This is a genomic window from Paenibacillus sp. USDA918EY, assembly GCF_009870825.1.
Lineage (GTDB): Bacteria > Bacillota > Bacilli > Paenibacillales > Paenibacillaceae > Paenibacillus_AQ > Paenibacillus_AQ albilobatus.
In genome coordinates this window covers 46,142-72,475 of the sequence record NZ_WTWY01000005.1, presented here as the reverse complement: position 1 = coordinate 72,475, position 26,334 = coordinate 46,142, and the positions used below count along the sequence as shown (strand labels likewise).

Here is a 26,334-nt window from a genome sequence, read left to right as displayed (position 1 = left end):
GGTCCGAACGCCAGCTATTTTTTGCTCGACTTATACCAGTCGTTGGCCGCTTTGATCATCTCGCTGCCCCCATCGGCTTTCCACTGCTCCACGAACTTGTCGTAGCCCGACAACGGCTCCGCGCCGGTAATGTACTTAATGAACGTATCCTCCGCCTGCTTTTGCAGCTTTTGAACGTTTTTTGATATTTCCGGAATCGGCGGCGCGGTGATCAGGGCGTCCCCGAAAAGAATATCCTTCGCGTTACTCTGATAGGTTTCATAATAGGTTTGAACGTATTTGTTCTTTCTGACGCGGGCTTCCCAATAGGTTGGATAATTGGTTTCATCCACCCCTGTCAGGAATGCACTGCCATTATTCCATTCTTCGTTAAACTTGGGCAGAATGGGGTAATACTTGCCGTCTTCCACTTTATAATGTGTTCCTTCGATGCCGAGGGCATTACCCTTGAAGATGTCCGCGTCCATCTTCAAATCCAGATACTTCATCGCCTCATCCTTGTTATTCGACCACTTCGGAATCGCTATAAAATATGAAATTCCTCCTGTGCCGGCTTGGGCGGCTTTACCGTCGTCTCCCTTCATGTATGGGAGAATGGCGATCTTGCCGTCCGGATTGCTTTTCGCCAGAGCCGTATTGATATTCTCAGCGTCAAACCATCCGGCGCGGTACATGAATGCTTTGCCGCTGGTAAATTTCTCAATCACCGTATTGGATTGGTTGATCGCCCATTCGGGGTCGATCAAGCCCTCATTATACAGCTTGTTCATGAACGCCAAATATTCCTTGGTTGTCGGATCATCCACATAATGGACGATTTCACCGTTCGATTCCTTCCAGTAGGTCGAAGGGCCGTACATCCAGCCGAAGGTAGAGGCTATTTCACCTTGAAAGGGGTCTTTTCCACCCGCAATCGGAATGACGCCCTTCTTCTCCTTGACCGTCTTTAATACGTTATACAGCTCGTCACGCGTCGTCGGTTCTTTCAATCCAAGCTCATCCAGCCAGTCCTTCCGGTAGACGAGCGCCGTACCCGTGGCAACGCCGGAACTGCCTTCCGGAATCGCATAGGTATGTCCGTCGATTTTGGCTCCATCCCAGGAAGCTTGACTAATCACCTTTTTCAAGTTGCTTCCATACTTATCCAGAAGGTCGTCCAGCGGCTCCAGCGCACCCGAGGTAGACAGTTTTGCGAATTGGTTAGGGGTCAGCTTCATGAAGTCGTATGGCTCCTTGTTGGCCATCAGCAAGTTCAGCTTCTCATCGGCATTCTCTACCGGCAGCATGTCGTACTTCACATCGTAGCCGGTTTTCTCTTTCAAATATTTGGCGACGGGGTCGGAACCGGGTTCGAAGCGGTTGTACTGCATCAATTCTCGTAGCTGCGGCTTTCCTCCCTCTCCTTGCTTTTCTCCCGCATTATTCGATTGGGCCGGACCGGACTTTGAACAACCGCTAACGGCGATCGCTGCTGCAATGCTTACCACGGCTGATATTCTCCATAATTTCTTGCGATTCATGATAACCCCTCCTCTATACTTAGAGACTTCTTTTGTAGACGCTCCTGCAGCTGATTTCAATTTGTACGCTCATTTCATCATTCAGGCCGATGCATCGCTTTAGACAGCCTTCAGCGTAACCTTCTCACCCCCTTTCTTTTTGATGTTGCATTCTGCCTGGTTCATGGGGCTATTCCTTGACGGAACCGATAAGAACGCCTTTCACAAAATACTTTTGCAGGAAAGGGTACACGAGAAGAATCGGTATTGTCGCGAGTATGATCGAAGCTGCCTGAATGGCCTGCGGCGAACTGTTCATGGCGTTGTCGGCCCAGTTGCCCGATTTCAAAAACGTGTCGCTGGACGTAACGAACAGCTCCTTCAAGTACAACTGAAGCGGTTTTTTCTCAGGTGAATTAATGTAGATAAGAGAAGCGAAATAATCGTTCCAGAATGCAACCGCGTAGAACAGGGCAATCGTCGCCAGCACCGGCAGCGAGAGCGGCAGCGTAATCTTCCACAGGATCGATAGATTGCTGGCTCCGTCCAATTTCGCAGATTCCTCGAGACTGTCCGGAAGACCTTCAAAGTAATTTTTAATAATAAGCATGTTGTATACGCTGATCATCCCCGGCAGGAACAGCACCGGCAGCTTGTCGATCAGGTGCAGGTTCTGCATCAGCAGATAGGTGGGGATCAGCCCGCCTGAAAACAGCATCGTGAAGATATACATCAGAATAAAAAATTTCCTTCCGCGAAGCCGCTTCTTGGATAGCGGATATGCAGCCAGCGTTGTCATTGCCAGCGCCAGCAGCGTACCCAACACCGTCACGGTAACCGAAACGCGCAGCGAGCCGAGAAAGCTGCTCTGCGTCAGCACATAGCGGTATGTACCGAACTGAATGTCTACGGGCAAAATCCCTACCATTCCGGATACAACGGCCGCTTCGCTGCTGAGCGACTTGGCGATCAGGTTGAGAAACGGCACAACGGTCGACACTGCGAGCAGTACGAAAAACGTGATGTTAAGCACTTGAAAGATGCGCTCGGACAAGGATAACCGAATGCCTCGCCGACGGGATGGAACAGGTTGCGGCTCAGGCTTGACGGAATTCATAACGGGATTGTCAGCTCCTTTCTACCAAATGCCGCGCTGCAAATATTTTCGGCTCAGGGAGTTGCCTGTTACGATAAGAATAAAAGCGATCACCGATTCGAACAGCCCGACCGCCGTAGAGAAGCTGTAATCCTGCTCGCCTAACCCGATCCGGTACACATAGGTGCCGATAATGTCGGCGACGTTGTACACGCTGGGGTTATACATAACAAGCACCTGCTCCGTTCCGGCCTCAAGCACGGAACCGAGCCGCAAAATGAACATGAGCAGAATAATCGGAATAAGACCGGGCAGCGTAATATGCAGCGTCATTTTCCATTTTCCGGCGCCATCCATCTTCGCAGCTTCATACAGCTGGGGATCGATGCTTGTCAACGCCGCCAAATAGACGATCGTGCTCCATCCTGTCTCCTTCCAGCCGGCTGATGCTACGATTACGGAGCGAAATACGCTGCTGTCCAGAAAAAATTTAATCGGCTGTCCTCCCAGTGCCGTGATCCATTGATTGACCATCCCGCCATTGACGGAAAGCAGATCGATGAACAGGCCGCTTACAATGACCCAGGACAAAAAATGCGGAAGATAGATGAGCGTCTGAATGGAACGTTTGAAAATCATATTTCTGAGCTCGTTCAGCAGGATGGCGATGATGATCGGCAGCGGGAACAGAAACACGATTTTGTACACCGAAATGATCAGGGTATTCCGGAACACCTGCAGAAAGCTATCGGAAGCGAACAGCTTCTCGAAATGATGGAATCCAACCCACGGGCTTGCTGCCAAGCCATCAAAAATATTGAAGTCCTTGAACGCAATGACGATGCCGTACATGGGCGTGTACTTGAACAAGATCAAAAATGCGATTCCCGGCAGCAAGGCCAGGTAGAGATCCCAATCTTTGCGGATGTCGATGGCAGCCCTTCTGAATTTGCCTGTCCTTTCCTTCGGATTAGGGGATGCCCGTAAGCCCATGGAGACTCACCTCCTTCTTATTCCTCTTCGCCGTTGAAGGGGGAATTTGTTATAAGTGTAAGCGCATCAAACGTCGGTCGGTAGATGAAAGCGATTACTTTTTTCGGTAATTTCATGTTCAAAAATAAGGCTGCTTGAGATACCGACCTCTTTGTTTATTTGATCTCCCTAGGCGTCACGCCCCAATATTTGCGAAACACCTTCGTAAAGTAGCTCACATCACGGTATCCGACGGTGCGCGCGGCATCGTATACCTTTGCGCCTTTTTGCAGCGTGGCTTTCGCCAGTTCCATTCTTCGTTCCACGACATAGGTGGAGAACGCTTTCCCTGTCTCCTGCTTGAACAACCTGCTTAAATAGGAAGAGTTGACATACATCCGGCTCGCAACCGTATGCAGTGAAATCTCCTGATCGATTTCGGCCTCAACCATGTTCAGAATCCGCTTGACCATTTGGTGACTGATTGCCTTCCGCTGCCGCTCCACCTGGGCGACAATCGCTTCGATCGTACGGTTGATCCAGCCGCGCACCTGCTCTTTCGTCGACAACAGCTGCAGGTTCTGAAACAGAGCATAGTCGTCGCCTGAGACTTCCTTGACGCTCCATCCCGCCTTCTGTATCATGCGGATCAGCAAGCCGCTCCAATAGAGTACGTATTCGCGGGCCTCTTCCAGCGACACCGCCTGGCCAAGATTTGTATCCCACATCTCATCGAGGATGGCCCGGGCTTTTCTTTCATCACCCGTTTCCAGAGCAATTTCAAGCGACTTCTCCATGTGCGGGTGCACCTCAAGCCCGGAACATTCCGCCCGCCGCTCTTCCCGGTAGGGTATCGCAATCCCGGACCCGTACAGCATCCGGTTTTGAAGCGCCTTCACCGCTTGTAAATACAGCTTGTTGACATCCTCCCGCCCGCCGGTTGCGCCGCTAATTCCTCCGTTGACAGGTGCTTTCAGCACTTCCTTCAGCCTTGAGAGGAGACGATCGACAATCGTGTTGACCGTGAGCAGTTCCCGGTTCTCGTCTTCTCCGGCTGGTGCATGGAAGAGGATGACTGTGCGTTCATTTGTGTCCATGGCAATCCACGCTGAAACGGAACTTAGAAGTTCTGTTGCGAGTCTGTTCAGGGAGAACATCAGCTTTCTCCGATCCCGATCACCGGGGCCGGCTTCCCTTGCCGTCGGATCATCCATGTCCAGAACGACAACGGTGTACTTCCAGTCATGACCCAGTTCGATCCCCAGATCCCGACCGATCTCCAGCACTTGCTGCGGGTCGTATTTGCCGCTTATCCAATGCTGTATAAACATCTCTTTCATATATGGCAAATGCTGCTCCCACCGCTCCTCCAGCCTTATCTGATGGTTGAGCCGTTCCAGCTCCAACCGCAGCTGGTCCGAGGCTTCCAGCACCGCCTTTACAATCTCGTCCTCGCCCGCAGGCTTGAGCAAATATTTCACGACACCATGTTCCAGCGCAATCTGCGCATATTCGAAATTGTCATGGCCGCTCAAAATAATAAGCTTGACCATGGCATCCCTGCGCTGGATTTCACGGATCAAGGCAATACCGTCCATCTCGGGCATTTGAATGTCCATCAGCACGATGTCCGGCTTCCGGTGTTCGAACAACTCAAGGGCGAGCAACCCGTTCTCAGCCAGCCCCACCACTTCGATTCCATGCTCTTCCCAAACAATATTGTAAGCAAGGCTGTTCCGCAGCCGGTCTTCGTCTTCCGCGATCAATAAGTTCAATTGGTCTTCACCCCTTGTTGTACTGTAGTCATCGCCGTATTCGGCTTATATTCGTCCTGACACCGATCCAGCGGCAGTATGAGCGCAGCTGTAGTACCGGAGCCCTGTCTGCTATCAATCGTCATTTCTGCGCCGGAGCCATACCAGATGCGGATACGTGAATGCACATTCCGCAATCCATAGAGGTCCTTCGCTCCGTGCTCCAAGTAAGAGAAAGGACCGGATTCAGATGCGGATAGCCGTTCCAGTTCGTCGCGGATATAATGAAGCCGTTCCTCCGGGATCCCTTTGCCGTTGTCGCGAACCTCAAGGACGAGATTGTCGCCTTGGAGGTAGCTTGCAACGATAAGTTCCCCTTCGCGGCAACCTTCCAGTCCATGTACAATCGCATTTTCCACCAGCGGCTGGAGCACCAGCTTCAGCAGCGGGATTTGCCGCGTCTCCTCCTGAAGCTCATAGCGGACCGTGAACGAATCCATAAATCGAAGCTGCTGGACCCGGATATAGTAATGAAGATGGGTAACGGTCTCTTCGACGGTGAACGTTTCCTTTCCCTTACCTAGACTTAGCCGAAAGAAGCTGGAGAGGTTGAGTACCATTTCCGTGATTTCTTCGGCATCGTAATTTTTGGCCGTCCAATAGATCGAATCCAGCGTGTTATAGAGGAAATGGGGATTGATCTGCGACTGCAGAAATTTCAACTCTGTATGAGCGAATCTAAGCTTCTGCTCATAATAGTTTTTGATCAAATCCTGCTGCTCCTCGACCATCCGGTTGAAGGAATGCGTCAAATATCCGAGTTCGTCATCTCGATCCTCCTTCAGCCGTATGCTGAAATTGCCGCTTCCGACCGACTTCATCCCTCTCATCAGCCGCTGGATCGGCGAGGCTATTCCGCTGTAAACCCCCCATGAAATAAGAACCGCCAGCAGCACGCTCACACCGATAATGATGTACGTAAAAAATCTCGTCACGTTCGTTTCCTTATAAAGCTCCGCCTTCGGCTGAACGAGCACAAGCGACCATTTGGAGTAACGGGAAGTGACCCGGACCATGAACTCTCCAGGCTCGGCAGCGGATACGCTCGTTAGCTCCTTGGCTTGATCCCCCGTGCTGGTCACCAGTTTGCCTTCATCGGTGTACAGATCGATCCGGGCGCTGGACGAAGGGAGCAGCGATCGGATTAGGTCAAGCAGACGGGCCTTGTTCAAGCCGATCAGAAGCAGATTGGGCTCACGATCCGGATTGTTCAGGTCCATGGTACGCACGAGCGAGACGCTGCCTGTTCCTGTTACGGAACCGAGGGTCTGTCCTTCGGGAAAGGGATAATCCGGCGTCATGTAGACGATGCCGGTCCCTTTGGTCTCGGCTATTTCGTTCAGTTCCCGACGCTGCTGCGCGTCCTCGATCCGCTTTCCTCCTTGGGTTGTCGACAGCAGCATATGCGAAGGGGCATGGAATAGAGAAACATGGGATATCAGATGGTTGACCGAGGTCAGCCCGGACAACTGTTTCAACAGTTCGGCAAAATTGACGTACGACTGCGCATTAAGCTTCGGTCCAACGTCATCGATCAGCCGCAGCATCCGGTCGTCGGTGGACACGATGGTGGATAGCTCCTCCACGCTTTGCAGCGATAGATCGATGTAATCCATCGAGGAAGTCAGCGCCCCTCTTGTCCGCTCCTCCGCCTGCTTGAGGAGAATAGCCTGGGACCGGAAATTGACATAAAGACTTACGATGACGAGCGGCAGTAAAAGAAGCAGGAAATAAATCGTCAGCCGCATTTGAATCTTTCGCGTATATTGACGATACAGCCAAGCCAATTACCATTCACCTCCCTTTCATCCTTGTACTGCTGAACCCATCCTCTGACTACAGGTGCAATATGATCCCCCCCTTCTTGCCCGGCGGATCGGTCATCGGCAAAACCATTAGCCTCCATCTGCGCTAAATGGGAAGCCGCTCTTATCCGCTACTCTAGCTGTCTTTCAGGACATGAGCCGCCTAACATCTTCGTTTTCATACAAACGATCTCCTCCAAGTCAGCGTTCTTTCGACGGCGTCCTGCGGCTGACTCATGCATTTCTTTGTTCACTCCGCTATTTCGTGCTTATTCACTCGAACTACATATGCAAAAAATCGCCCCTTGTAAATTGGAAACGACCAATCTACCATTTAAAGGAGCGATTTCCTTTGTACATGCCATATATCATGGACCAAGTCTATCTGCCCACGGATTTGGAAGACGATTAATGCGCTTTCTATCGACTGGATAATGTCTTGATCCGAAAATCCATATATCATTCCCGGCGTAATCGGCTCAAAACCGCCGCATATTTAAAGAGTCCGGCTAATATTTCCTAATTCAACATATTTTTTTGATGCGTAATTGATCACACATGTCAACTTCGGTTAACCATATATGTTCTTGTCATTTTCGGCTAACGATACATATGTTCTTGTCCTCCCCATTATTGCGCTACGTATTAGCGATGTCCCTGACGTCTTTGATTCTGACGTTGGTACTGTACAATGCCGAATCGCTGGTTACCTTGAACGAAGGGTACGCCCGGTCCGCCTCCAGCTTCAGCACTTTGTCGAACAAGCTTTCCTGCTGCTTGTCGACCAGAAAAGTAAATGTTTTTACGGTAATTTTAATGTCGGTTTCAAGGGGTTGCTCAATAATTTCAATGGCCAACACCCCGTTGCACCCGCAATTTTCGGTATCATAAAAAAGCTTAAAAAACCCGGGACGTCCCGCCAAACTTTTTGCTAGTCTTTCTTCCGTGTAAGGATCAATTAATATGATCATATTCCGGCCTCCCACTTGCGTCGTCTTCTTTCGGTATAAAGCAGCTGCAGCGCTGTTTTTGTACGATAATATTATTATACTTTATGCTCATACTGTAGTTGCTTCAACCCCTTTCCTCTTGCTGCAATCTTCCCGACTCTTTACCTTTTGCTGGATAGAATGAACTATGGGCCGAATTGGCGTTATAACATGAAGTTCAATGCAAAGCTGTAGTTCAATCCATGATTAATGCTGCATCCGAAAAAATAGGCGGTTCGATGTGCTTGATCCTTACTCTCCAATGATGTATAGTGTTTTACATCGACATTACCGCAGGTCAAAAAAAGGAGGAGCCATGTCACCACGTACCAAAGAACAGAATGACGCGATCCGGGAGTTGCGGATGAACCAAATTATGAAAGCGGCGGCGGAAGTATATTTGGAGAAGGGCATTCATTTGGAAATACGCGATGTTGCGGTCAAGGCAGAGCTCGGCTACGGAACCGTGTACCATTATTACAAAAATAAGCACATGCTTCTGGAAGATTTATTGTGGGATGCCCTGGATCGAGCGGAATCGGCAGTCCTGCCCGTTCTGACGGGAGACGGCAGCAGTTTGCAAAAAGCCGAGTCGTTCTCCAGACTGCTCCTGCAGAAGTGCATCCAGGATCCTTCCGTATTTATTTTGCTTAAAGCGGTTGCGGATAATTTTCATCACTTCCCGGGAAACCGGTTTATCAAGCTGTCTGACCATTTTCAGGAACGGATCTATTTACCGTTTGTGGAAATGATTCGTGAAGGAATCCGATCCAAATCACCGGAGAAAACCGCCAACCTGATATTTGGCTCGCTTGTTGGCTGCACAGCATTGAACATCCACCACAATATGCAAAGCGATATGGATGTGGAAGGCATCGTCGACATGATCTTTTCAGGCATACAGGCAAAGGAGAGATAAGTGGAATGATTACATTGAAATCAAAAGCCGAAATTGAGGAAATGAGAAAAGCCGGCCGAATTGTCGCTGCTTTTCATCAAGCCATCGCAGGCATGATTCGGCCGGGTGTCACGACGTTCGATATCGAGTCGTTCGCGGTGCGGTTCCTGAAGGAGAATGGCGCCAAGGCGTATACGATCGGCTACAACGGATATCCGTATGCGACATGCGCGTCCGTCAACGACGTTATCGCGCATGGTTTTCCGAACCGGGAGCCGCTCAAGGAAGGCGACATCGTCACTATCGACATCGTCGCGGAGGCGGATGGCTGGGTCGGCGATTCAGCTTGGAGTTATGCGGTCGGCGAGGTGTCGGAAGAAGCCCGTAAGTTGATGCGGGTAGCGAAGGAATGTTTGGATCTTGGTATCGAAAAAGCTGTCGTCGGAAACCGGATCGGCGATGTGATGCACGCGGTTCAAACCCATGCCGAGCGAAACGGATTTTCGGTGGTGCGCGATCTGCTTGGTCATGGCGTCGGAAGGGAGATGCACGAGGAACCTAATTATCCTCACGTCGGGACTCCGGGCAAAGGGTTCCGCTTGAAGGAAGGGATGGTTCTTACGATCGAGCCGATGATCAATGCCGGAAAAGCGTCCATGACGGTTGATGCCGACGGATGGACCGCCAGAACCGCCGACGGCTCGCTTTCCGCACAGTACGAGCATACGATCGCGATTACTGCGGATGGCCCGATTATTTTGACCGCACAATAGGATTCAATCCGTTTATTGGTTCAAATTTGATTTCGAGCGGTGATTTCCTCTCCCGGATTTCAGGCAAAAAGAATCGGCCGCTCTTCGCGGTTTTAAATACAATAAGGCTGCCGATTGATTATTGCTGACGGCAGCCTTGCGTATTTTACGTGCAGCGGACTTTGTTTAATGATTTGTTGGCTCTTCGCAATACCATGTTGAAATCACGTTTGTGTATCCAAGCCTTCCGCTGCATGAAATTGATTCACATCGAACGGGTCCCTGCTTCATTTTCTTACGGCTTGGCGGTTCCGTTAATTTTATCGAAGAACGGGGCCAGCTTGGAGACGAGCTGCTCAAACCGCTGCTGTTCTTCTTTGGTCAGCTTTTCCTCATGTTTGATTCCTTTTTCATCGGTCATCTTCAGCTTTAATTGCACCATCTGCTTGAACAGCTCCATAAACTCCTTGAATTCGTTTTCCGTAAGCTTGCCTTTTGCTGTTTGAAGCATTCCCTCGATTTCTTGATAACTTTCCTGTGAACCGCCGTGCTGTTCAATGGTTTTAACGGAACCGAATATTTCATCGGCTAGATAGGAAGCAGCAAATGCGGCGGACGGGATCAGGATTGCTGCTGCGGCAATGCCTGCAAGCAATCGTTTTTTCATAAGGGATCTACCTCTCTTTTCGTTCACATAGTGTTGATAGGACTGCCTTACACGTCCATACAAATCGGGCGGGCAGCGCATCGAATCTGCCACCTGGCGAAGCTCTTCACGCAATTCCTTGTCAATGGACATACGCGTCTCCTCCCGTCATTTCGAATCGTTTGCGGAGTTCTTTCAGCGCAAGATGATGCCGGGATTTCACTGTGCCAACGGGGATCTGCAGAATGTCTGCGATTTCTTCCAGAGCATAGTCGTGAAAATAGCGCAAAATGACGACCACGCGTAGTTTGTACGACAGCTGGCGGACAAGGCTGAACAGCTCATGCTGCATTTCGGACTGCAGGACAGCTTCGTCCGTCCAGTCGAACTGTTCACTAGTCATCTGGCGGTTTCGTTCAAAGAGGCGAATTCGCCGCCAGGCCTTTCTTCTCCAATCTTGGACAAGACGGACCGTGATCCCGTGCAACCAAAAGCGGAACGCCGGTTCGGGTCGTACTTGGGAAAAGACCGCCACATGCGCATGTAAATTTCATTCACGATATCCTCAATGTCTTGTTTGTTGTAGACGAGAAAAGCAACCGTCCGATAGACGTCTTGGTGAGTTGCCTGATAGACAAGCTCAAACGCCGACTCGTCGCCTAACCTCGCTTTGTCAAGCCATAGAAGTAACTCTTTATCATTCATAGGGGCCCCTCCTGAACGTGTTACAACCCTTAATTCGCTCCTGTGGGGAAAAAGGTTCAGTAAATGAATGAATTTTTTTGAGGATATTCGCCATTTAAGGCATTTTCTTCAGGTATATCACCAAAATCATCCTCCGAAAGCATGCCAGGCCTGAAAATCCCCGTTACTTGTGATAGACTTCGCCATATCATCTATAAAGCGAAATCAAGCACCCGATTTGGGTGCCCTCATTTGAATTTCATAATTAAAAACATATATCCATTACGGTTATGCACTATAGAACAAATCCCCGGCCGAACGGCCAGGGACGCAACGTTCCATAACTTATTATCCAACCCCGTTCTATCCCCGCCTTATTTCATGGTGTCCGCGGGTTCAGGCGTCACAGCCGTCATGGACGTAAAATATGCCTGCAACCTCCGGTTCAACCATAGGGAAGCCGCAATAAACAACGCCACTCCGATAAACTTGACGGGCTGGTGGACAAAATCGGACAGATGCGTTCCGATATAGGAAACGCAGAATACCATGACTCCTTTGCCTAGAACTACGGCTGCCGCAAAGGAAGCCGTCGGCATTCGCGTTAATCCCGCGGCCATGTTAATGACGACGAACGGTCCGATCGGGAGCATGCTGAGGAGAAAAACGTAGCTGAACCCGTTCCTCTGCGCCCACGACATGGCCTTCCGGACTTTGGGCTTGGCCGCCCAGCGCCGAATAAAGCGTGTGTCCGACGCTTTGCGAATCAGCCAAAACGTAAGCAAACTGCCCGTTACGAGGCCGATCCACGAATATAAAAAACCCAGCCACAATCCATAGATGGCGGCATTAGCGCCAACGATCACGATGGTAGGAAGCGGCGGAACGAAGGATTTCAGAAAAGTTAACATGATGCCGGGCAGCGGCCCCAGCGAGCGGAAACGCTCCAAAAAGAGTTCGATGTTTTGCTCCGTAAAATATTCCGTGATGCTGATCTCAGCGCCAAACATAGAATGTGATTCCCCCTATAACTTCAAGTGATTTCATTATACTACAAGATCACTTGATTCCGGGCGTGTCTGTACAAGTAGGCCAATGACGTTGCCTGCTTGATCACGGACCTGAGCCGTTATTTTCATTCACCTGAATATCGGACGTGTTGTAGTATCTCCCCAAGCACTTTTTGTTCTATTTCGTGGCGTTTTAGGTGCCGGCAACAACAAAGAACCCATGCCATCCTGTGTCAACAGGACGACATGGGTCGATGCATAAAACGGATCGCTTGACGCGTTATTTTTTTACCGCTGCTTTCAGAATTTCAATTTTCTCTTTACGAGGGATATCCGAAGTGGCAGAGACCCCGTATTCGTATTTGCCGCCGTCATACCAGAAAACGGATTTTGGATAGATATGCTCAGGAAGCGTATCGTTAAAGAAACCTTCGTTTTTGCTTCCCTCCGGATCTTTTGTATACTTTGAGAAAGTCAGCGTGTCCTTTCCGTTCGTATACTTGAGACGGATATCCGCCGCTTCCTTCCACTCTATTTTCTTCGCATAGATGGGTTTGCCGCTTTTCTTGCCTTCAGCCTTTACTTCATCAACGAACTTCCCTTTTGTTGGACCTTCGATGGTCGCTGACAAAAATTTATACCCCCCCGGCAAGTTGGCAGGCTGCTTCAGGATCGAACCCTCCAATGCGGAAGCTCTTTTCAAGTAGTCCTCGTAAGTAGAGAATTCTTCTATCCCTCCCCAATAACTGAGGTCGAGTCCGCTGTTAAGATCCTTATATTTATGATACAGAACGTACATATCGCCTGTCTCTTTGCTCAGTTCCTTCACTCGATTCGTCTCATCTTCGATATACTTCTTTTCCTCTGGAGTTAAAGCCTTGGCTGCCGCTTCAGCTTTTTTTTGAATCTTTTCCAGCTCCTTCTTATAGAGCTCGCGGTCTATGTTTCCCTCGGGATAAATAATGTCATTCTCTTTGTCCAAGGCAACTTTTGAATTCTGCTGCAATTGCATAGAAGCCTTTTGCGGTGCGCTTTCTGCGCCGCTTTCCTTCGCGTTAACCAATGTCACGCTGCCAAGCGCGAGAATCATCCCCATGCCCAGAATGGACAAGCGGTAGGATCTTTTATTAAAATGTCGGATCATCATAAGTCTCCTTTTCATTTCTTTATGCGTGGCGGACAAGCCGGCAAGACCCGGCTGGTAATGACTGACCGACAAATGCTCCAACACATGAATAATCGTTTGCCCGTATGCATTTTTTTGCTGCGGCCTCATCCGGTCCAAGGCGCATGCATCGCAGGCAATCTCCTGATCCTGCCTTGCTCTATGTATCGCGAACCATAGGAGCGGATTAAACCAGTGGAGGATCAAGATCATGTGCATCATCCAGTTCACTGCCACATCCCGCCGCCGAATATGCGCAAATTCATGCGCCAAAATCAATTGAAGCTGATCCTTTTGCAACGTAACGAGCAGGCTTGGCGAAATCACGACTGCAGGTTTAAAAAAACCGACTACGGCTGGTCCGGGAATCCGTTCCGATGCGACAAACCTCACTTTGCGCTTGATGCCAAATAGATGTTTCGTTTCTTGAAAGATTGCCGATAATTGAGGAGTATCAATGGTTCGCCCTGCGCGCAAGGCTTGTTTCAATCGGTTCTGGTCAAATACCGTTTTCGCCGAAAGGAATAACACGCCCGCAAGCCATAGCGCAAACAGCATATGGATGAAGCTCATATTTTTGATCTCGCTCCACCAAAAACCTCTTTTCTGCACGCTTCCCGGTTCATGGGATGAGGCAGGCACGGTGGCTCCATTTGATTCCGGGCTTAAGGTCCGATTCCTTTGAACCGCCGCCTCCCCTGCGATCCCCGCATTCTTAAATGCCGTGGGATCCTGGGCCTTCTGATGAAATCCGGGCGATATGGCCTCCAAAGACAAAACATTGTACAAGCTAAGCGAAGATTCCGGCGCCCAGGGAAGCAGCAGACGGATCGCTACAGGTAGCCAAATCAAATATTTCCATCTTGCTTCAAGCTTGTTTTTGAATAGAAATTGCACGATCAGGACAAGTAGAACCAAAATGCCGGCCATAAATGATCCGCGAATCACCCAGCCAAAAACGGACAATACATTCGCTTGCAATGTTGGACTCATCAGTTATCTCTCTTTTCCCGGTTCGCCGTCGCTACGGTTTTCGTCAAATAAAGCCTTCAGATCCTCGACTTCCTGTGCATTCAGCTTTCTATCCTTTAACAAGTTGGCCAGCATCGGTTTTAATGCCCCGCCATACAGCTTTTTCATAAAGGATGTGGTTTCGGACAACAAAAATTCCTGCTCGCTGATAATGGGATAATACAGCAGGGTGCGCTTTGAACCCTCTTCCTGCTTTGCCCCCGCTGCTTCCTTCTGCACTAATCGGTTCAAGAGCGTCCGCGTCGTATTCGGGCTCCAGCCCATTTTGTCTGTTAGTTGCTTTACAACTTCACTGGAAGGGCAATCGGGATTTGCCCATAACACCCGCATAATTTCCAGTTCTGCATCCGTAACCGATGGTATTTGTTTCATGCATGTAACCTCCAAAGTTCATTCGCCTTAACTACATACGTAGTATAGTTCATCCTACATTTGTAGTTTGGTGATGTCAACATTTAATAGAGATAAGATTCCCAATTTTTGTTACATGCACAAATCCGCGCCGCTTCCCAAACATATTATTTCTTTACCGCAGCCTTGAGCATCGCGATTTTCTTTTCTCTAGGGATATCCGAAGTGGCAGAGACCCCGTATTCGTATTTGCCGCCATCATACCAGAAAACGGATTTTGGATAGATATTCGCAGGAAGCGTATCGTTAAAGAACCCTTGCTTTTTGCTTCCCTCCGGATCTTTTGTATACTTTGAGAAAGTTAACGTGCTCTTTCCGTTCGTATACTTGAGACGGATATCCGCCGCTTCCTTCCACTCTATTTTCTTCGCATAGATCGGCTTGCCGCTTTTTTTGCCTTCGGCCTTTACTTCATCAACGAATTTCCCTTTTGTTGGACCTTCGATGGTCGCTGACAAGAACTTGTATCCAGCTGGCAGGTTTGCAGGCTGCTTCAGGATCGAACCCTCCAATGTGGAAGCTCTTTTCAAGTAGGCTTCGTAAGAAGAGAACTCTTCCACCAGTCCCCAATAGCTAAGTGAAAGTCCGCTATTTAATTGAGGATATTTATGATATAGGACATACGACTCGCCTGGCTTTTTGGATAGCTCCTTTATTCTGTTGATCTCATCTTCGATAAACTTTTTGTCCTTTTCAGGTATAGATTTGGTCGCCTCGGCTGTTTTTTTAACAGTTTCTTTCTGAGCTTCCTTATAGGATTTCGTTTCCGCCGCAAAGCTCGCCGAGGAACCCAGCAGTAATACACTGCTTAATGTTACGATTGCTGCTTTTGATGCTACATTCATTTTGTAATGCTCCTTTCCTGGGATTGTTTAGCAAACTACAATTGTAGTTGACATTAATTTATACTACAGTTGTAGTTGAATGATGTCAACCCATTTTTTATAAAATACATCTTGTTATACGGACAGTTTGTTTTTTCAGTGGATGATTAAACCTCTAACAACCGCGGGTTTAAGCGTTCATGTTGGAGATTTTCACTTATTTCATAGCAGTTTCATTCATTTCGTACCGATGAGCTGCAGCAACTCAAAAAAGGCTTTTCTTGCTATTTAAGATTCCCCTTTCGGTTCTAAAGCTTTAAAGAAAATGTCAACAGCCACCGATCAGTTTGGATGTATACAGTTTGATTTCGAAGTGTTAGAGTACGTATACAGTGTTCGACTCAAAATCTGAAAGGCGGAAACCAACCATGAATAACTTAAAAGGGAAAACAGCGATTGTTACGGGATTTTCGAAAGGAACTGGCCGTGTTATAGCCGAACTGCTTGCGAGAAATAGACACTTTTTGGATAATTTTGGGTGGAATTATTCATGGACAAATGTTACATTATTTGGGGATCATTCGTTCGTGTTTGTTAGGTGTTATTGGAATAACGGCAGGTCCGGATATACGTTTAGGCTCATATTTTTTATATTTGGGAGGGCGTCGATATGGATAAAAATCCGGTTCGAAGAACAAACATTATTGGTGCTGGCGAGGTTGGCAGCGCCATCTCGGTCGACATGGATAAGAGTTCCATACATAAAACAAACAGCATCTTTTGGGACTCAAAAGGAAATGACATCTTAGGGGCAACCGCGCTTCCTTTCTATGGAGCATTTGTCTCAGAAGAAACATGCCGACTTTTTGGCGATGTCTCGGGAAAAAAGATGCTGGAGATCGGCTGTGGAACCGGTCATTCCTTGCAATATCAGGGGGAACGCAATGCATCTGAACTATGGGCTCTGGATATGTCCGAAAAACAGATCGAAAAAGCAAAGCAACATTTGACCGCATGCGGACTTTCGGCAACCTTTATCTGCTCTCCCATGGAAGAAGAATGCGGCATACCAAAGGATTATTTCGACTTTGTTTATTCGGTTTACGCCATAGGCTGGACCACCGACCTTGAGGGTACATTTTGCCGAATCGCCTCCTACCTGAAAAAAGACGGCGTGTTTATTTTCAGTTGGTCTCACCCTATACACAAATGTGTTGCCGCAGAAAATGATATGCTTGTTTTTAAAAAATGTTATTTCGATGAATCCTGGTATTCGGTATCACTTGGCGAAAGTACGCTAACATTATCGGACCGTAAACTATCAACCTATGTAAATGCCTTGGCAAAAGCGGGATTTGTCATTGAACAGCTGATTGAGGAATCGGAGGATGAAATGATGCAATCGCGGCACGCTAACAGCGATTTTGCAAAAAAAGCAAAGTTGCTGCCTGTCACTTTTGTAATCCAGGCAAGAAAACTATAGTATCCGATGGTTCCTCCCTATGCGTTCAGATCTTGCACCCTCAAATGTGCGGCGTCCCTGATTGAAAATCCTGTCCGGTAGCAGGGGCGCCAATTCGAGAGCATGGATATACGCATATATGGTCCCGTCAGAATGTGCGTATTTTTATCGCCCTGCTGAGCGTTCGCCGGGAAGGCTCCTCCCCACCTGAACGCTCAGCCGCCGGGCATAATTTAAAGTGAATTACAATAAATCCAGGGCTTTCAGTAAGGCGTACTCACTTGATTTGGCGCCTTCTAGAGAAAAATGCGCATTCGGAAACATTGGAGCCAAATGGTGGTATCCAGGGAATACATGTAATTCAACTAAGACACCGTCAAAAGCCAATTGTTTTGCAAACATTAAAGCTTCATCTATGAACAAATCAATGCTGCCTATGCTTATATAAGTGGGGGGTAAACCGGCTAGCGATTTTGCACGTGCAGGCACGTAATACTCGCTTGTCCCCTCTTGACCGGGCTCATGCCCTAATACCGATTTCCAGCCGAAATAATTGCTTCCCTTTGTCCAAACAAACTCGCCGGCATACGGATGTTCTGGCGAAATACTCGTCCGGTCATCGAGCATAGGGCTGCGCAGTCGCAGATGGTGGATGTCGAATTCCTTCTGATCGCGAATGTATAGGGCTAGACCTGCTGCTAATCCGGCGCCTGCGCTGCTGCCTGCAACGGCAACTTTTTGAGTATCGATCGCCAATTCCCCGGCATGTTCAATGCACCATTTCAGGCCCGAATAACAATCCTGTAACTGACTTGGCTGAGTATGTTCCGGCGCTAAGCGGTAATATACGGATACGCAGCAAAAACCATGCTGCGCAGCCAGTGCGGCATTTCCTTGACGATCACCGACCGGGCTGCCCATAACCATCCCCCCACCGTGAATGGAATAATACAACGGCATTTGATTATATTTGGGCTCACGGGGTTTAATGATTTCTATGCGGATATCGGGACCGCCAAAATAACTTGGCACCGCCCTTTCTTCAAACGTGACAGGAAACTGCTGCGCGATATCGGTTTGCGGTAACATTTTTGCTGAATTTTCCCGGGATTCCATTAGCGTGCTTTCGGTAAGATCGCTTGTCGGAAATAAATCAATCGCACGGATAATCTCCTGGTCGACCAAATGTCTGCTCCTGCTTTGTTGTTCGTTCATCGTTCGTGTTTCCTCGCTTTCTTGTTCATTCCATTCTATTGCTGCACACTCGGAATTCGAATGGGGATGGGTAAAGCATTCCCTTCTTGGATCGATTTCAAAAGGCGCATCTTTCTCCCGCCTTAACAGTTCCTCTTTCGTCCTATATTTATTCTAAAGAACTCATGAAGCGATTGAAACGTAAACAATAACTTAGAATTGTATTCGACATAAAACAACATCTCTCGTCGTCATTCAAGGAAGATACTTTCTACCACTAAAAAACACTGACGAAGAAGTCTTCATCAGTGTCGTTCGCTACTTTTATTTTCCGAATAAACAATTTTCTTAATGGTTTCAATGGAGAGAAAATAGTCTTTAGCAAGCTGTTCAATACTGCTATTACTCTTAAAAGCCTGTCTAATCGCGGCATTTCGGCGATCTAACCACTGTCTTCCGCCACTCAAGCTTCCCCAATGTTTATATTCCTTCTTCTGTTTAGGAATGTAAATGGTCTCTCCCTGCACATACTGTTGGATTTCTATAATTAGCTTTTCGGGTAATATTTTTTTTGCATTCGTATATTTCAATTCGCTTCACTCCTTATTATATAAACAAGGTGCAAAGCCAAATATTGAAAAACTGTTAAGCGTTAATAATCATTCCGCCCCATGCAAAGTAACGCTTCTCCAATATTGGCTTTGCATGAGTGAAAGAAGTCACAGACAATCTCAAGAGATTCTCCATCAGTAAAGCACCCCCTTACTTTCTTACTTTGCCAATATACCATATTCCAATGAATTCGGCATAGGACGTACAACTAAACATTCCTTTGAAGCTTGACATTACATTCTGACGTTGTCGCAGTAACGTACCCCATATAATTCACGGAGCCGTTAAAATTCAGCATGCGGATTGCGGGTAAAGTAATCCAATCCAGAACATGTTCCTTAGGAACCCACCTGCATTCGCTTGTTTCATCAGAAGCAGCTAACTCTCCCCCCCCACAGCTTTACACACAAAATCAAACATGACCTTCGTAGGAACATCCGTTACACCGTCATACCACTTATGGATCGCCGTATTCGAAACGACATTAATTAAATGGCTCAACCAACTCTTCAAACGAAGGATCGCCAATGTGGTTTATTTAAAAACAAGAAAATCCCGTATGCAATAAAATACGGGATTGTTATAAATCAGTTTATCTTTTTTTAACGTAAGTAACGCCTATTTAAAAAATTCATTAGTTAAATATTACTTATTTAGAGAAAAATTCAGATTCCGGCTCAAACACCTTTTCTGTATCGTTCTTCACGCTGCAAATGATTCAAGAAAATTAATGTGTACCACTTAATTTAACTAGAATTTTTGCTTGAGACTTATCATTAATTAACGCTTCAAAGCCTTGTTCAGCAATATTATCTATATCAACTTTACTTGTAATAATTGATTGCGCTGGCAATCTTCCATCAGCAAGTAATTGAATGACCTCATTATAAGTTTCATTACTGTATCCCACAGATCCCATTAATTGTACACCACTAAAGAGCAGGGAAGCAGGAGCATTAAATTGGATTTCTTGAGTGTGGAAGCTGATAACCATCATTATGCCACGAACCTTCGTTGATTGAATGGCTTGATTAAAAGTTGACTCAACACCTGCAGCTTCAATTGTCACATCTGCTCCATTTGGGAATAAGTTACGAATTGCTTCAACAGGGTTCACATCTTTAGCATTAAAGACATGTGTCGCACCAACTTCAGTCGCTTTGTCGAGTCGACTATCAAATAAATCGATAACAATAATATTAGAAGCGCCTGCGGCTTTCGCACCTAAAACAGCAAATAGCCCAATAGGACCCGCTCCGTAGACGACGACAGTATCTCCTTCTTTTACGTTTGCATCCTTGATTGATTGGAAAGATACAGCTGCTGGTTCAATCATTGCTGCTAATTCTAGCGGTAAATGATCTGGAATTTTAAAAATCGTTTTTTGAGGAAGTATCGCGTATTCAGCAAACCCTCCGTCGATTTGTGCCCCAACTGCGTCTAAAGTGACGAAACGTTCGGTTTCAGCATTTGAAGGATCTTTAAGCATCATTGGATAGATGCATACTCTGTCACCTTCTTTAAATTTTGTTACATGAGAACCAACTTCTACAATTTCACCGGAAAATTCATGTCCGAGTACCGTATTCTTATTCATTGGTACTGAATCCGGGTGCAAGTATGCATGCAAATCAGAACCACAAATACCAGCCCATGCCACTTTAACTTTTACATCATTGGGTTGTAATTCTTTCGTTTCTCTTTCCTCGATGCGAATATCTTTTTCACCATACCACACTGCAGCTTTCATAAAAAATCCTCCCTTCAATAATTCAAATATTACATATTTTTTTATTTAACATTTTAGGTGTAATTCGTTTTTTAAAGCAGGAAAGCCATTTTCTTTTGCTCTTTAACCTTACTCAATCCTCCTTTGCTATGTTCATTAATCTATCATAGGTTTTTGAGGAAATCGATGAACAAAAAATAATATTCGTCTCAAAAAGAGACATTTGTTTTAAATCGGTTCATTCATTTATAAATTCTTAGAAATCTGAATTAATTCTTCTTTTGTATATGAATATTCATTGCTTAACCATTTTTTAATAATCTCAAAAAAACCACTACAGTAAAAATCACATAGTACCATCGGGTAGTCAGAGCTTTGGATTTTTTTAGAAAGTGGATCATTACATTTTATTGAATTTTCATATAAATTTTCTGCACCAAATTGAATCAATTTTTCGTATAACTCAAGGCTATTATTTTTACTGGTAATATTTAAAAAAAATTTGCGATTAACATCGATGTATTCGATTATTTCCTCAAACAATGTATGTTCTAGATCCAACCCTTGTTTTGTTTGTTCAAAGAGGTTTATCGCGATGGAATTTGATAGATCACTAAATAGCTCATATTTATCTTCATAATGACGGTAAAATGTACTTCTATGAATCATTGCTTTTTCACAAATATGATTAATGGTGATGGATGAAAATTTTTTCTCTTTTAATAAGTCCATAAACGCATTCTTTATTATGGTCTGTGTGCGTAAACGTGTAAGATTACTCAATTTAAGTACCTCCTATATTTAACTTAAGTCATGCTTGAAATTATACTAGTTTGCATAGGCTTATTTTTTTTAGTATGCCTGAATTAGTAATATCCAAAACATACTACTTTTAACGAAACTAAGATGGATAATATAAAATTGGCTCTGGTGCACCTACACCAGAGCCAATTTTATATATCCCGTTGTAATTGCTCATAAACATTTGGATATTCTATGAAACAATATAATGCGTTTTCCAAGGTGTACTGAGGATTATACACCAAAGATCTTAAATATTTAAAAAATTTATCGAGAAAAGAAGCATTTTGAGATAAATGTCGCATTTTGATGCATGTAATCTTTTTTGTTTGTCGCTTTGCATTAATCCCTATGATAAAACGCTAAACATAGCTAGTTTACAATTTAGATTTCGTCACTATTAAATTATTTCAAGTTATATTTCACTTTTAAAAAAAATAAAAAAAGGAGTTTTCTAAACCCAGAGTTATTACCAGGCTTAGAAATGTATCCGGATCAAGATTTACGTCCAGAATGTTTGCAAGCAATGAGAGAAGAAGCCGCAAAAGTCTTTCCGGCTACCGTTGTTGATGAATCCCTTTCGTTAACAGATGAAGTCATTGAAGGACCTGATGCGAATCCGGTACGACTAAAAATTTATCGTCCAAAAACTAATACTGAAGCCTTACCTGCCCTGTTATGGATACATGGTGGTGGTTATATCTTAGGCTCTATAAATGATAATGAAGATCTTTGCGTAAAATTTGCAAAAGAAGATGGCTGTGTGGTCGTTTCTGTAGACTACCGTTTAGCTCCTGAACATCCTTATCCTGCTCCAATTGAAGATTGTTATGCAGCATTAAAATGGATTGCTGATAACGCAGAGACATTAAACATTGATTCGAATCGAATTGGTGTTGCAGGAGTGAGCGCTGGGGGCGGACTAACAGCAGCATTAACGTTATTAGCCCGGGATCGACAATACCCTTCTATTTGTTTCCAAATGCCACTTTATCCAATGATTGATGATCGTAATAATACACCTTCTGCGAATGAAATTAAAGAAGGGTTTGTTTGGAATCAAAAATCAAATGAAGCTGGCTGGAAAATGTATTTAGGAAAATTACATGGAACAGATCATATTCCTGCCTATGCAGCCGCTGCGCGAGCAGAAGATTATCGTAATCTGCCACGCACCTACACCTGTGTTGGTCAATTAGATCCATTTCGTAGTGAAACATTAACCTATGTAACCAAACTTGCGGAAGGCGTTCTGCGTTCTCTCGTTGCATCGGCAAATACAAATTGGTATAGACCATACAAAAAAAGCCGCAACAATGCGGCTTTTAAGCGTTTATGTCCTTGTCGTTCCAGAAAAAAAACTTCTCCAAAATCCCCTCATGTTTTGTGTGCGGTAAGATTTTCCATTCGATAACGAGCTCTTGTTGCCCTACTCTCCATGAGGGGGTTTTTGGCCTAATGTGCGGGATCCGCTTGATGCATCGAATGCTTCATTCGGCTATTTATTGAAAGTGACCTTCTCCGGACCGCCCTCAAGAATGATCGATGTGTCGCGCGGCTTCGTTTCCGCGATTTTGCGGCCGCCTCTGAACGAATAAAGCACTGCGGCCTGTTTGCGTATTGCTTCATATTCGTTCTCTGCTTCAAGCACGATGAAGTTGGCTGGCTTGCCTTCTTCAATGCCGTACACATCCTCGATGTGCAACGTTCTTGCGCTATTTTTCGTAATGAGATCGATCGAATTCACGATTTGATCGTAACCGAGCAGCTGCGAAGCATGGATGCCCATGTGCAGTACCTGGAGCATGTTGCCCGTGCCTAGCGGATACCATGGATCAAAGATGTCATCGTGACCGAAGCACACATTAAGACCGGCTTCCTGCAGCTCTTTGACGCGGGTCAGCCCTCTTCTTTTCGGATACGTGTCGAAGCGTCCCTGTAAATGGATGTTAACCAGAGGATTGGAGACAAAATTGAGGTTAGCCATCTTCAGCAATCTAAACAATTTGTACGTATAAGCATCATTGTACGACCCCATCGCCGTCGTGTGGCTTGCCGTCGTACGGGAGCCGAGCCCGCGTTCGTAGGCTTCTTTGGCGACGACTTCCACGAAACGGGATTGCTCGTCATCGATTTCGTCGCAATGGATGTCGATGAGACGGTCGTATTTTTCGGCGAGATCAAACGCAACCTTCATCGAATCGACGCCGTATTCCCTCGTGAATTCGAAGTGCGGTATGCCGCCGACCACGTCAACGCCCATTTTCAGCGACTCTTCCAGCAATTCCGCGCCGTTCGGGTAGGAATGAATGCCTTCCTGCGGAAAAGCGACAAGCTGGATGTCGATGTATGGTGCCATTTCTTCTTTCACTTCAAGCATCGCTTTAACTGCCGTCAAGCTTGGATCCGTGACGTCCACATGCGTCCGTACATGCTGGATGCCTTGCGCGATCTGCCACTTGAGTGCCGTTTTGGAGCGCGTTTTGACGTCTTCATGCGTCAGGAATGCCTTGCGTTCCGACCAACGCTGGATGCCTTCGAAGAGCGTTCCGCTCAAATTCCATTCCGGCTCTCCCGCCGTTAACGTTGTGTCCAGATGAATATGAGGTTCAATGAACGGCGGCAGTACAAGCGAGCCGTTGACGTCAAAGACTTCCTCATTTGCAGCCGCTACCTGTGACTGCGTGATAAGTTCAAATTTCCCGTCTTTTATGACAATACTCCATAAACCTTCTTTACCCCGCAATTTTGCGTTCCGAATAATCATTTGTTTTCCCCTTTTCTTTGGATTGTTTGGCAGGAACGATCAGCATGAATACGATGTAAACCACGGCCGTACCGATCAGCGCGTTCAACGGCGTTACGCCCGGAGCCAGCTGGGCGAAAGCCACGCCGATGGCCCAAGCCGCCATCGCTACCCAGTTTACCTTCTTAAAAGTCATCTCGGCAAACGGTTTATAATTTCTACGCTTCACAAAGAAGTAGTCCGCGATGAGGATGGCCCCGATCGACGGTATCGCCGCGCCCAGCACGTTCAGGAAACCGACGAAATTGTTGTACATCCACATGGCGAATACGGTGCCCACGATGCCGTTTACAACAACGAAAAACTTTTTCGAAATTTTCGTGATATTGGCGAAGCCCAACCCGGATGCATAAAGGGCATTATCGTTGGTCGTCCAGATGTTCAGCCCCAGAACGATGATCGCGGGAATGATCAGACCTTGCAGGAACATGACCTCCGAGATATCTGCCAGGTTATAAGCCATTGCGCCGACCGCACCGAACAGGAACATAAGCGAGTTCCCCAGGAAAAACGATATGACCGTTGCGGTAACCGCCTGCCGGGACGTCTGGGAAAACCGGGCGAAATCGGGCGTCAGCGTTCCGCCGCTAATGAATGATCCGATGCAAATGGTCAACGCTGCCGCAACGGTCAGCGACTGTGTCGGCATGTAATCGAGCAATCCTTGCAGGCCGCCCAGAGAACTTGCTCCTTCGAACATGGAGTATCCGCCGAGAATGGCAATGGCCGGAACCGCTACATAGCCCAGAATAACGAGCGACTTCATGCCGAAAATGGCTGATGCCGTCATGGCGAGACCAAACAAGAAGATCAACAGGTACACGTTCCAATCCATTGCTCTCGCGACCGGGACCGCGAACATGGCCACGCCGACGCCAAACCAACCGACCTGCGTGAAGCCGAGCAGGAACGAAGGCAGGTACGAACCTTTCTCACCGAACGCATATTTTGCAAGCAAATGCGTGGAAAGGCCCGTTTTAGCAGCGATATGTGCCAGCGCCCCCGTATAGATGCCGAGTACTAAATTACCCGCGAGCACAATACCAATGAACTCCATGAACGTCAAGCTGACTCCCAGCGTCCCTCCTGCCAGCATGCTTGCCGAGAAGAACGTGAACGCCAACATGACGGAGAACGTCTTCATAAAACTGTTTCTCTGCGTTTTTGGCACCTCTTGCCACGAAAACTCTTGATCTTGTTTGCTCATCCGAATACCTCCAGGTTAAAGTGTCCTGGCACCAAAAAAAGCAGAAAAAAGAGGCTACTCGTCAAGTCTCAAACTGACAAGTAGCCTCATTTCACCTCATAACCCGCGCGAAGACGCAGAGCATCCCCTTGCGAAATGCACTGATTCCCGCGTGATTACAAACATCCGCTGCCCTTGCCAGCCTCTCTGGACTGATTTAAAGGTACCAGTATTCAATTACATACTATTATTTTGGAAAAGCTTATCGTTGTCAATGTCATTATTATCCAATGATTATCATCCTCCCCTTTCAAACCCTTGATAAGTTGCCTGATCGCTTGTTTTCGTGCTTCGGTGTTTGATAGAATCGACACCACAAACGGTTCGGCCGTCGTTGATCATCAATCCTTTACATTTAACCCATATATGCAAATAGAAAGAAAGCGCTGCCTGCGCGTACCTTTACGGTCCGGCTGGTCGGCGCTTTCTTCAAAATTGCCTCCCGCTTTCAACCAGGCGACAATTCCTGCGGTATCAACCGCCATGCGTATTTATTCAACGATCAGGGTTCCCTTCATATCGCTGTGGCCGGCTCCGCACATGACCGAGCAGTGAAATTCATGCTTACCGGCCTGATCGGCGGTAAATTCGGCCGAGCCCGGCTGCTGCAAATCCACGTTGAAATCGGGAATCGCCAAGCCGTGGTTTCCATCTTTGTTCTCCAGCGTAATTTTGACTTTTTCGCCTTTTTTGACTTTGATCTCGGAAGGCTCGAACTTAAAGTTTGACGCCGTCACCTTGATTTCCTTTACGCCGTCCGATCCGCCTGAAGACGAGGATTCGTCCGACGAGCTGCTGCCGCTTCCGCCTTTGCTTCCGCAGGCGCTCAGCACCAAAACCAGCAGCAGTGTAAGTCCCATCATCATCCATTTTTTCATGTCAAATCC

General features: G+C 46.8%; 22 protein-coding genes and 1 pseudogene. 4 read left to right on the top strand and 19 right to left on the bottom strand.

Going from position 1 to position 26,334, the window contains the following annotated elements; genetic code table 11:
• Nucleotides 1-14 precede the first annotated feature (14 nt).
• From GQY55_RS12415 to GQY55_RS12390, 6 genes are all read right to left on the bottom strand, one after another.
• Complete coding sequence (locus tag GQY55_RS12415) at nt 15-1,520, bottom strand: extracellular solute-binding protein (RefSeq protein ID WP_160041757.1); 1,506 nt, start codon at nt 1,518-1,520, stop codon at nt 15-17.
• Between the two features lie 169 nt (nt 1,521-1,689).
• Complete coding sequence (locus GQY55_RS12410) at nt 1,690-2,616, bottom strand: carbohydrate ABC transporter permease (RefSeq protein ID WP_160041755.1); 927 nt, start codon at nt 2,614-2,616, stop codon at nt 1,690-1,692.
• 21 nt (nt 2,617-2,637) lie between these two features.
• Complete coding sequence (locus tag GQY55_RS12405) at nt 2,638-3,588, bottom strand: ABC transporter permease (protein WP_160041753.1); 951 nt, start codon at nt 3,586-3,588, stop codon at nt 2,638-2,640.
• A 155-nt stretch (nt 3,589-3,743) separates the two neighbouring features.
• Nucleotides 3,744-5,342: a response regulator gene (locus tag GQY55_RS12400; protein ID WP_160041751.1), complete on the bottom strand. Its 1,599-nt coding sequence runs from the start codon at nt 5,340-5,342 to the stop codon at nt 3,744-3,746.
• Entirely contained in the window at nt 5,339-7,168 is a 1,830-nt protein-coding gene (locus tag GQY55_RS12395; protein WP_236575572.1) for a sensor histidine kinase, read from the bottom strand. The genes GQY55_RS12400 and GQY55_RS12395 overlap by 4 nt, the downstream gene beginning before the upstream one ends.
• A 656-nt stretch (nt 7,169-7,824) precedes the next feature.
• Nucleotides 7,825-8,157, bottom strand: a complete 333-nt coding sequence (locus tag GQY55_RS12390) for an iron-sulfur cluster biosynthesis family protein (protein WP_160041749.1) — start codon at nt 8,155-8,157, stop codon at nt 7,825-7,827.
• A 334-nt stretch (nt 8,158-8,491) separates the two neighbouring features.
• Here GQY55_RS12390 and GQY55_RS12385 point away from each other — a divergent pair, with 334 nt between their 5' ends.
• Nucleotides 8,492-9,094, top strand: a complete 603-nt coding sequence (locus GQY55_RS12385) for a TetR/AcrR family transcriptional regulator (RefSeq protein WP_160041747.1) — start codon at nt 8,492-8,494, stop codon at nt 9,092-9,094.
• 5 nt (nt 9,095-9,099) lie between these two features.
• Nucleotides 9,100-9,846 (top strand): type I methionyl aminopeptidase, encoded by a 747-nt coding sequence (map, locus tag GQY55_RS12380; protein WP_160041745.1) that lies wholly within the window; start codon nt 9,100-9,102, stop codon nt 9,844-9,846.
• A 274-nt stretch (nt 9,847-10,120) separates the two neighbouring features.
• Here map and GQY55_RS12375 read toward each other — a convergent pair whose 3' ends face one another.
• From GQY55_RS12375 to GQY55_RS12350, 6 genes and pseudogenes are all read right to left on the bottom strand, one after another.
• The gene (locus GQY55_RS12375; RefSeq protein ID WP_160041743.1) at nt 10,121-10,624 is read right to left on the bottom strand and encodes a DUF3600 domain-containing protein; all 504 of its coding nucleotides are present in this window, start codon (nt 10,622-10,624) and stop codon (nt 10,121-10,123) included.
• Nucleotides 10,614-11,176: pseudogene (locus GQY55_RS12370) on the bottom strand (sigma-70 family RNA polymerase sigma factor). Before GQY55_RS12370 ends, GQY55_RS12375 begins: the two are co-directional and overlap by 11 nt.
• A 353-nt stretch (nt 11,177-11,529) precedes the next feature.
• Nucleotides 11,530-12,165 carry a TVP38/TMEM64 family protein gene (locus GQY55_RS12365; RefSeq protein WP_160041741.1) on the bottom strand — a complete coding sequence of 212 codons (636 nt, stop codon included), beginning with the start codon at nt 12,163-12,165 and terminating at the stop codon, nt 11,530-11,532.
• A gap of 280 nt (nt 12,166-12,445) precedes the next feature.
• Nucleotides 12,446-14,323, bottom strand: a complete 1,878-nt coding sequence (locus GQY55_RS12360) for a M56 family metallopeptidase (protein ID WP_160041739.1) — start codon at nt 14,321-14,323, stop codon at nt 12,446-12,448.
• 3 nt (nt 14,324-14,326) lie between these two features.
• Nucleotides 14,327-14,734 (bottom strand): BlaI/MecI/CopY family transcriptional regulator, encoded by a 408-nt coding sequence (locus GQY55_RS12355; protein WP_160041737.1) that lies wholly within the window; start codon nt 14,732-14,734, stop codon nt 14,327-14,329.
• 146 nt (nt 14,735-14,880) lie between these two features.
• The gene (locus tag GQY55_RS12350) at nt 14,881-15,618 is read right to left on the bottom strand and encodes a hypothetical protein (RefSeq protein WP_160041735.1); all 738 of its coding nucleotides are present in this window, start codon (nt 15,616-15,618) and stop codon (nt 14,881-14,883) included.
• Nucleotides 15,619-16,267: 649 nt separating this feature from the next.
• On the opposite strand from GQY55_RS12350, the gene GQY55_RS12345 reads away from it, so the two are divergent.
• On the top strand, nt 16,268-17,080 hold the full coding sequence (locus GQY55_RS12345; protein ID WP_160041733.1) for a class I SAM-dependent methyltransferase: 813 nt from the start codon (nt 16,268-16,270) through the stop codon (nt 17,078-17,080).
• Between the two features lie 222 nt (nt 17,081-17,302).
• On the opposite strand, the gene GQY55_RS12340 is transcribed toward GQY55_RS12345, so the two are convergent.
• From GQY55_RS12340 to GQY55_RS12325, 4 genes are all read right to left on the bottom strand, one after another.
• Nucleotides 17,303-18,274 carry an alpha/beta hydrolase fold domain-containing protein gene (locus GQY55_RS12340; RefSeq protein ID WP_160041731.1) on the bottom strand — a complete coding sequence of 324 codons (972 nt, stop codon included), beginning with the start codon at nt 18,272-18,274 and terminating at the stop codon, nt 17,303-17,305.
• Nucleotides 18,275-18,558: 284 nt separating this feature from the next.
• Entirely contained in the window at nt 18,559-18,843 is a 285-nt protein-coding gene (locus GQY55_RS12335) for a CD3324 family protein (RefSeq protein WP_160041729.1), read from the bottom strand.
• Nucleotides 18,844-19,592: 749 nt separating this feature from the next.
• Nucleotides 19,593-20,615 (bottom strand): 2,3-butanediol dehydrogenase, encoded by a 1,023-nt coding sequence (locus tag GQY55_RS12330; RefSeq protein WP_160041727.1) that lies wholly within the window; start codon nt 20,613-20,615, stop codon nt 19,593-19,595.
• A 225-nt stretch (nt 20,616-20,840) separates the two neighbouring features.
• Entirely contained in the window at nt 20,841-21,377 is a 537-nt protein-coding gene (locus GQY55_RS12325) for a TetR/AcrR family transcriptional regulator C-terminal domain-containing protein (RefSeq protein WP_160041725.1), read from the bottom strand.
• 502 nt (nt 21,378-21,879) lie between these two features.
• On the opposite strand from GQY55_RS12325, the gene GQY55_RS12320 reads away from it, so the two are divergent.
• The gene (locus GQY55_RS12320; protein WP_306434032.1) at nt 21,880-22,809 is read left to right on the top strand and encodes an alpha/beta hydrolase; all 930 of its coding nucleotides are present in this window, start codon (nt 21,880-21,882) and stop codon (nt 22,807-22,809) included.
• Nucleotides 22,810-22,893: 84 nt separating this feature from the next.
• Here GQY55_RS12320 and GQY55_RS12315 read toward each other — a convergent pair whose 3' ends face one another.
• The 3 genes from GQY55_RS12315 to GQY55_RS12305 form a co-directional block, all read right to left on the bottom strand.
• Nucleotides 22,894-24,162 (bottom strand): cytosine deaminase, encoded by a 1,269-nt coding sequence (locus GQY55_RS12315; protein ID WP_160041723.1) that lies wholly within the window; start codon nt 24,160-24,162, stop codon nt 22,894-22,896.
• Nucleotides 24,131-25,408: a cytosine permease gene (gene codB, locus GQY55_RS12310; protein WP_160041721.1), complete on the bottom strand. Its 1,278-nt coding sequence runs from the start codon at nt 25,406-25,408 to the stop codon at nt 24,131-24,133. The genes GQY55_RS12315 and codB overlap by 32 nt, the downstream gene beginning before the upstream one ends.
• A gap of 530 nt (nt 25,409-25,938) precedes the next feature.
• A complete protein-coding gene (locus GQY55_RS12305; RefSeq protein WP_160041719.1) occupies nt 25,939-26,325 on the bottom strand; it encodes a cupredoxin domain-containing protein in 387 nt (128 codons plus the stop codon).
• Between the last annotated feature and the right edge of the window lie 9 nt (nt 26,326-26,334).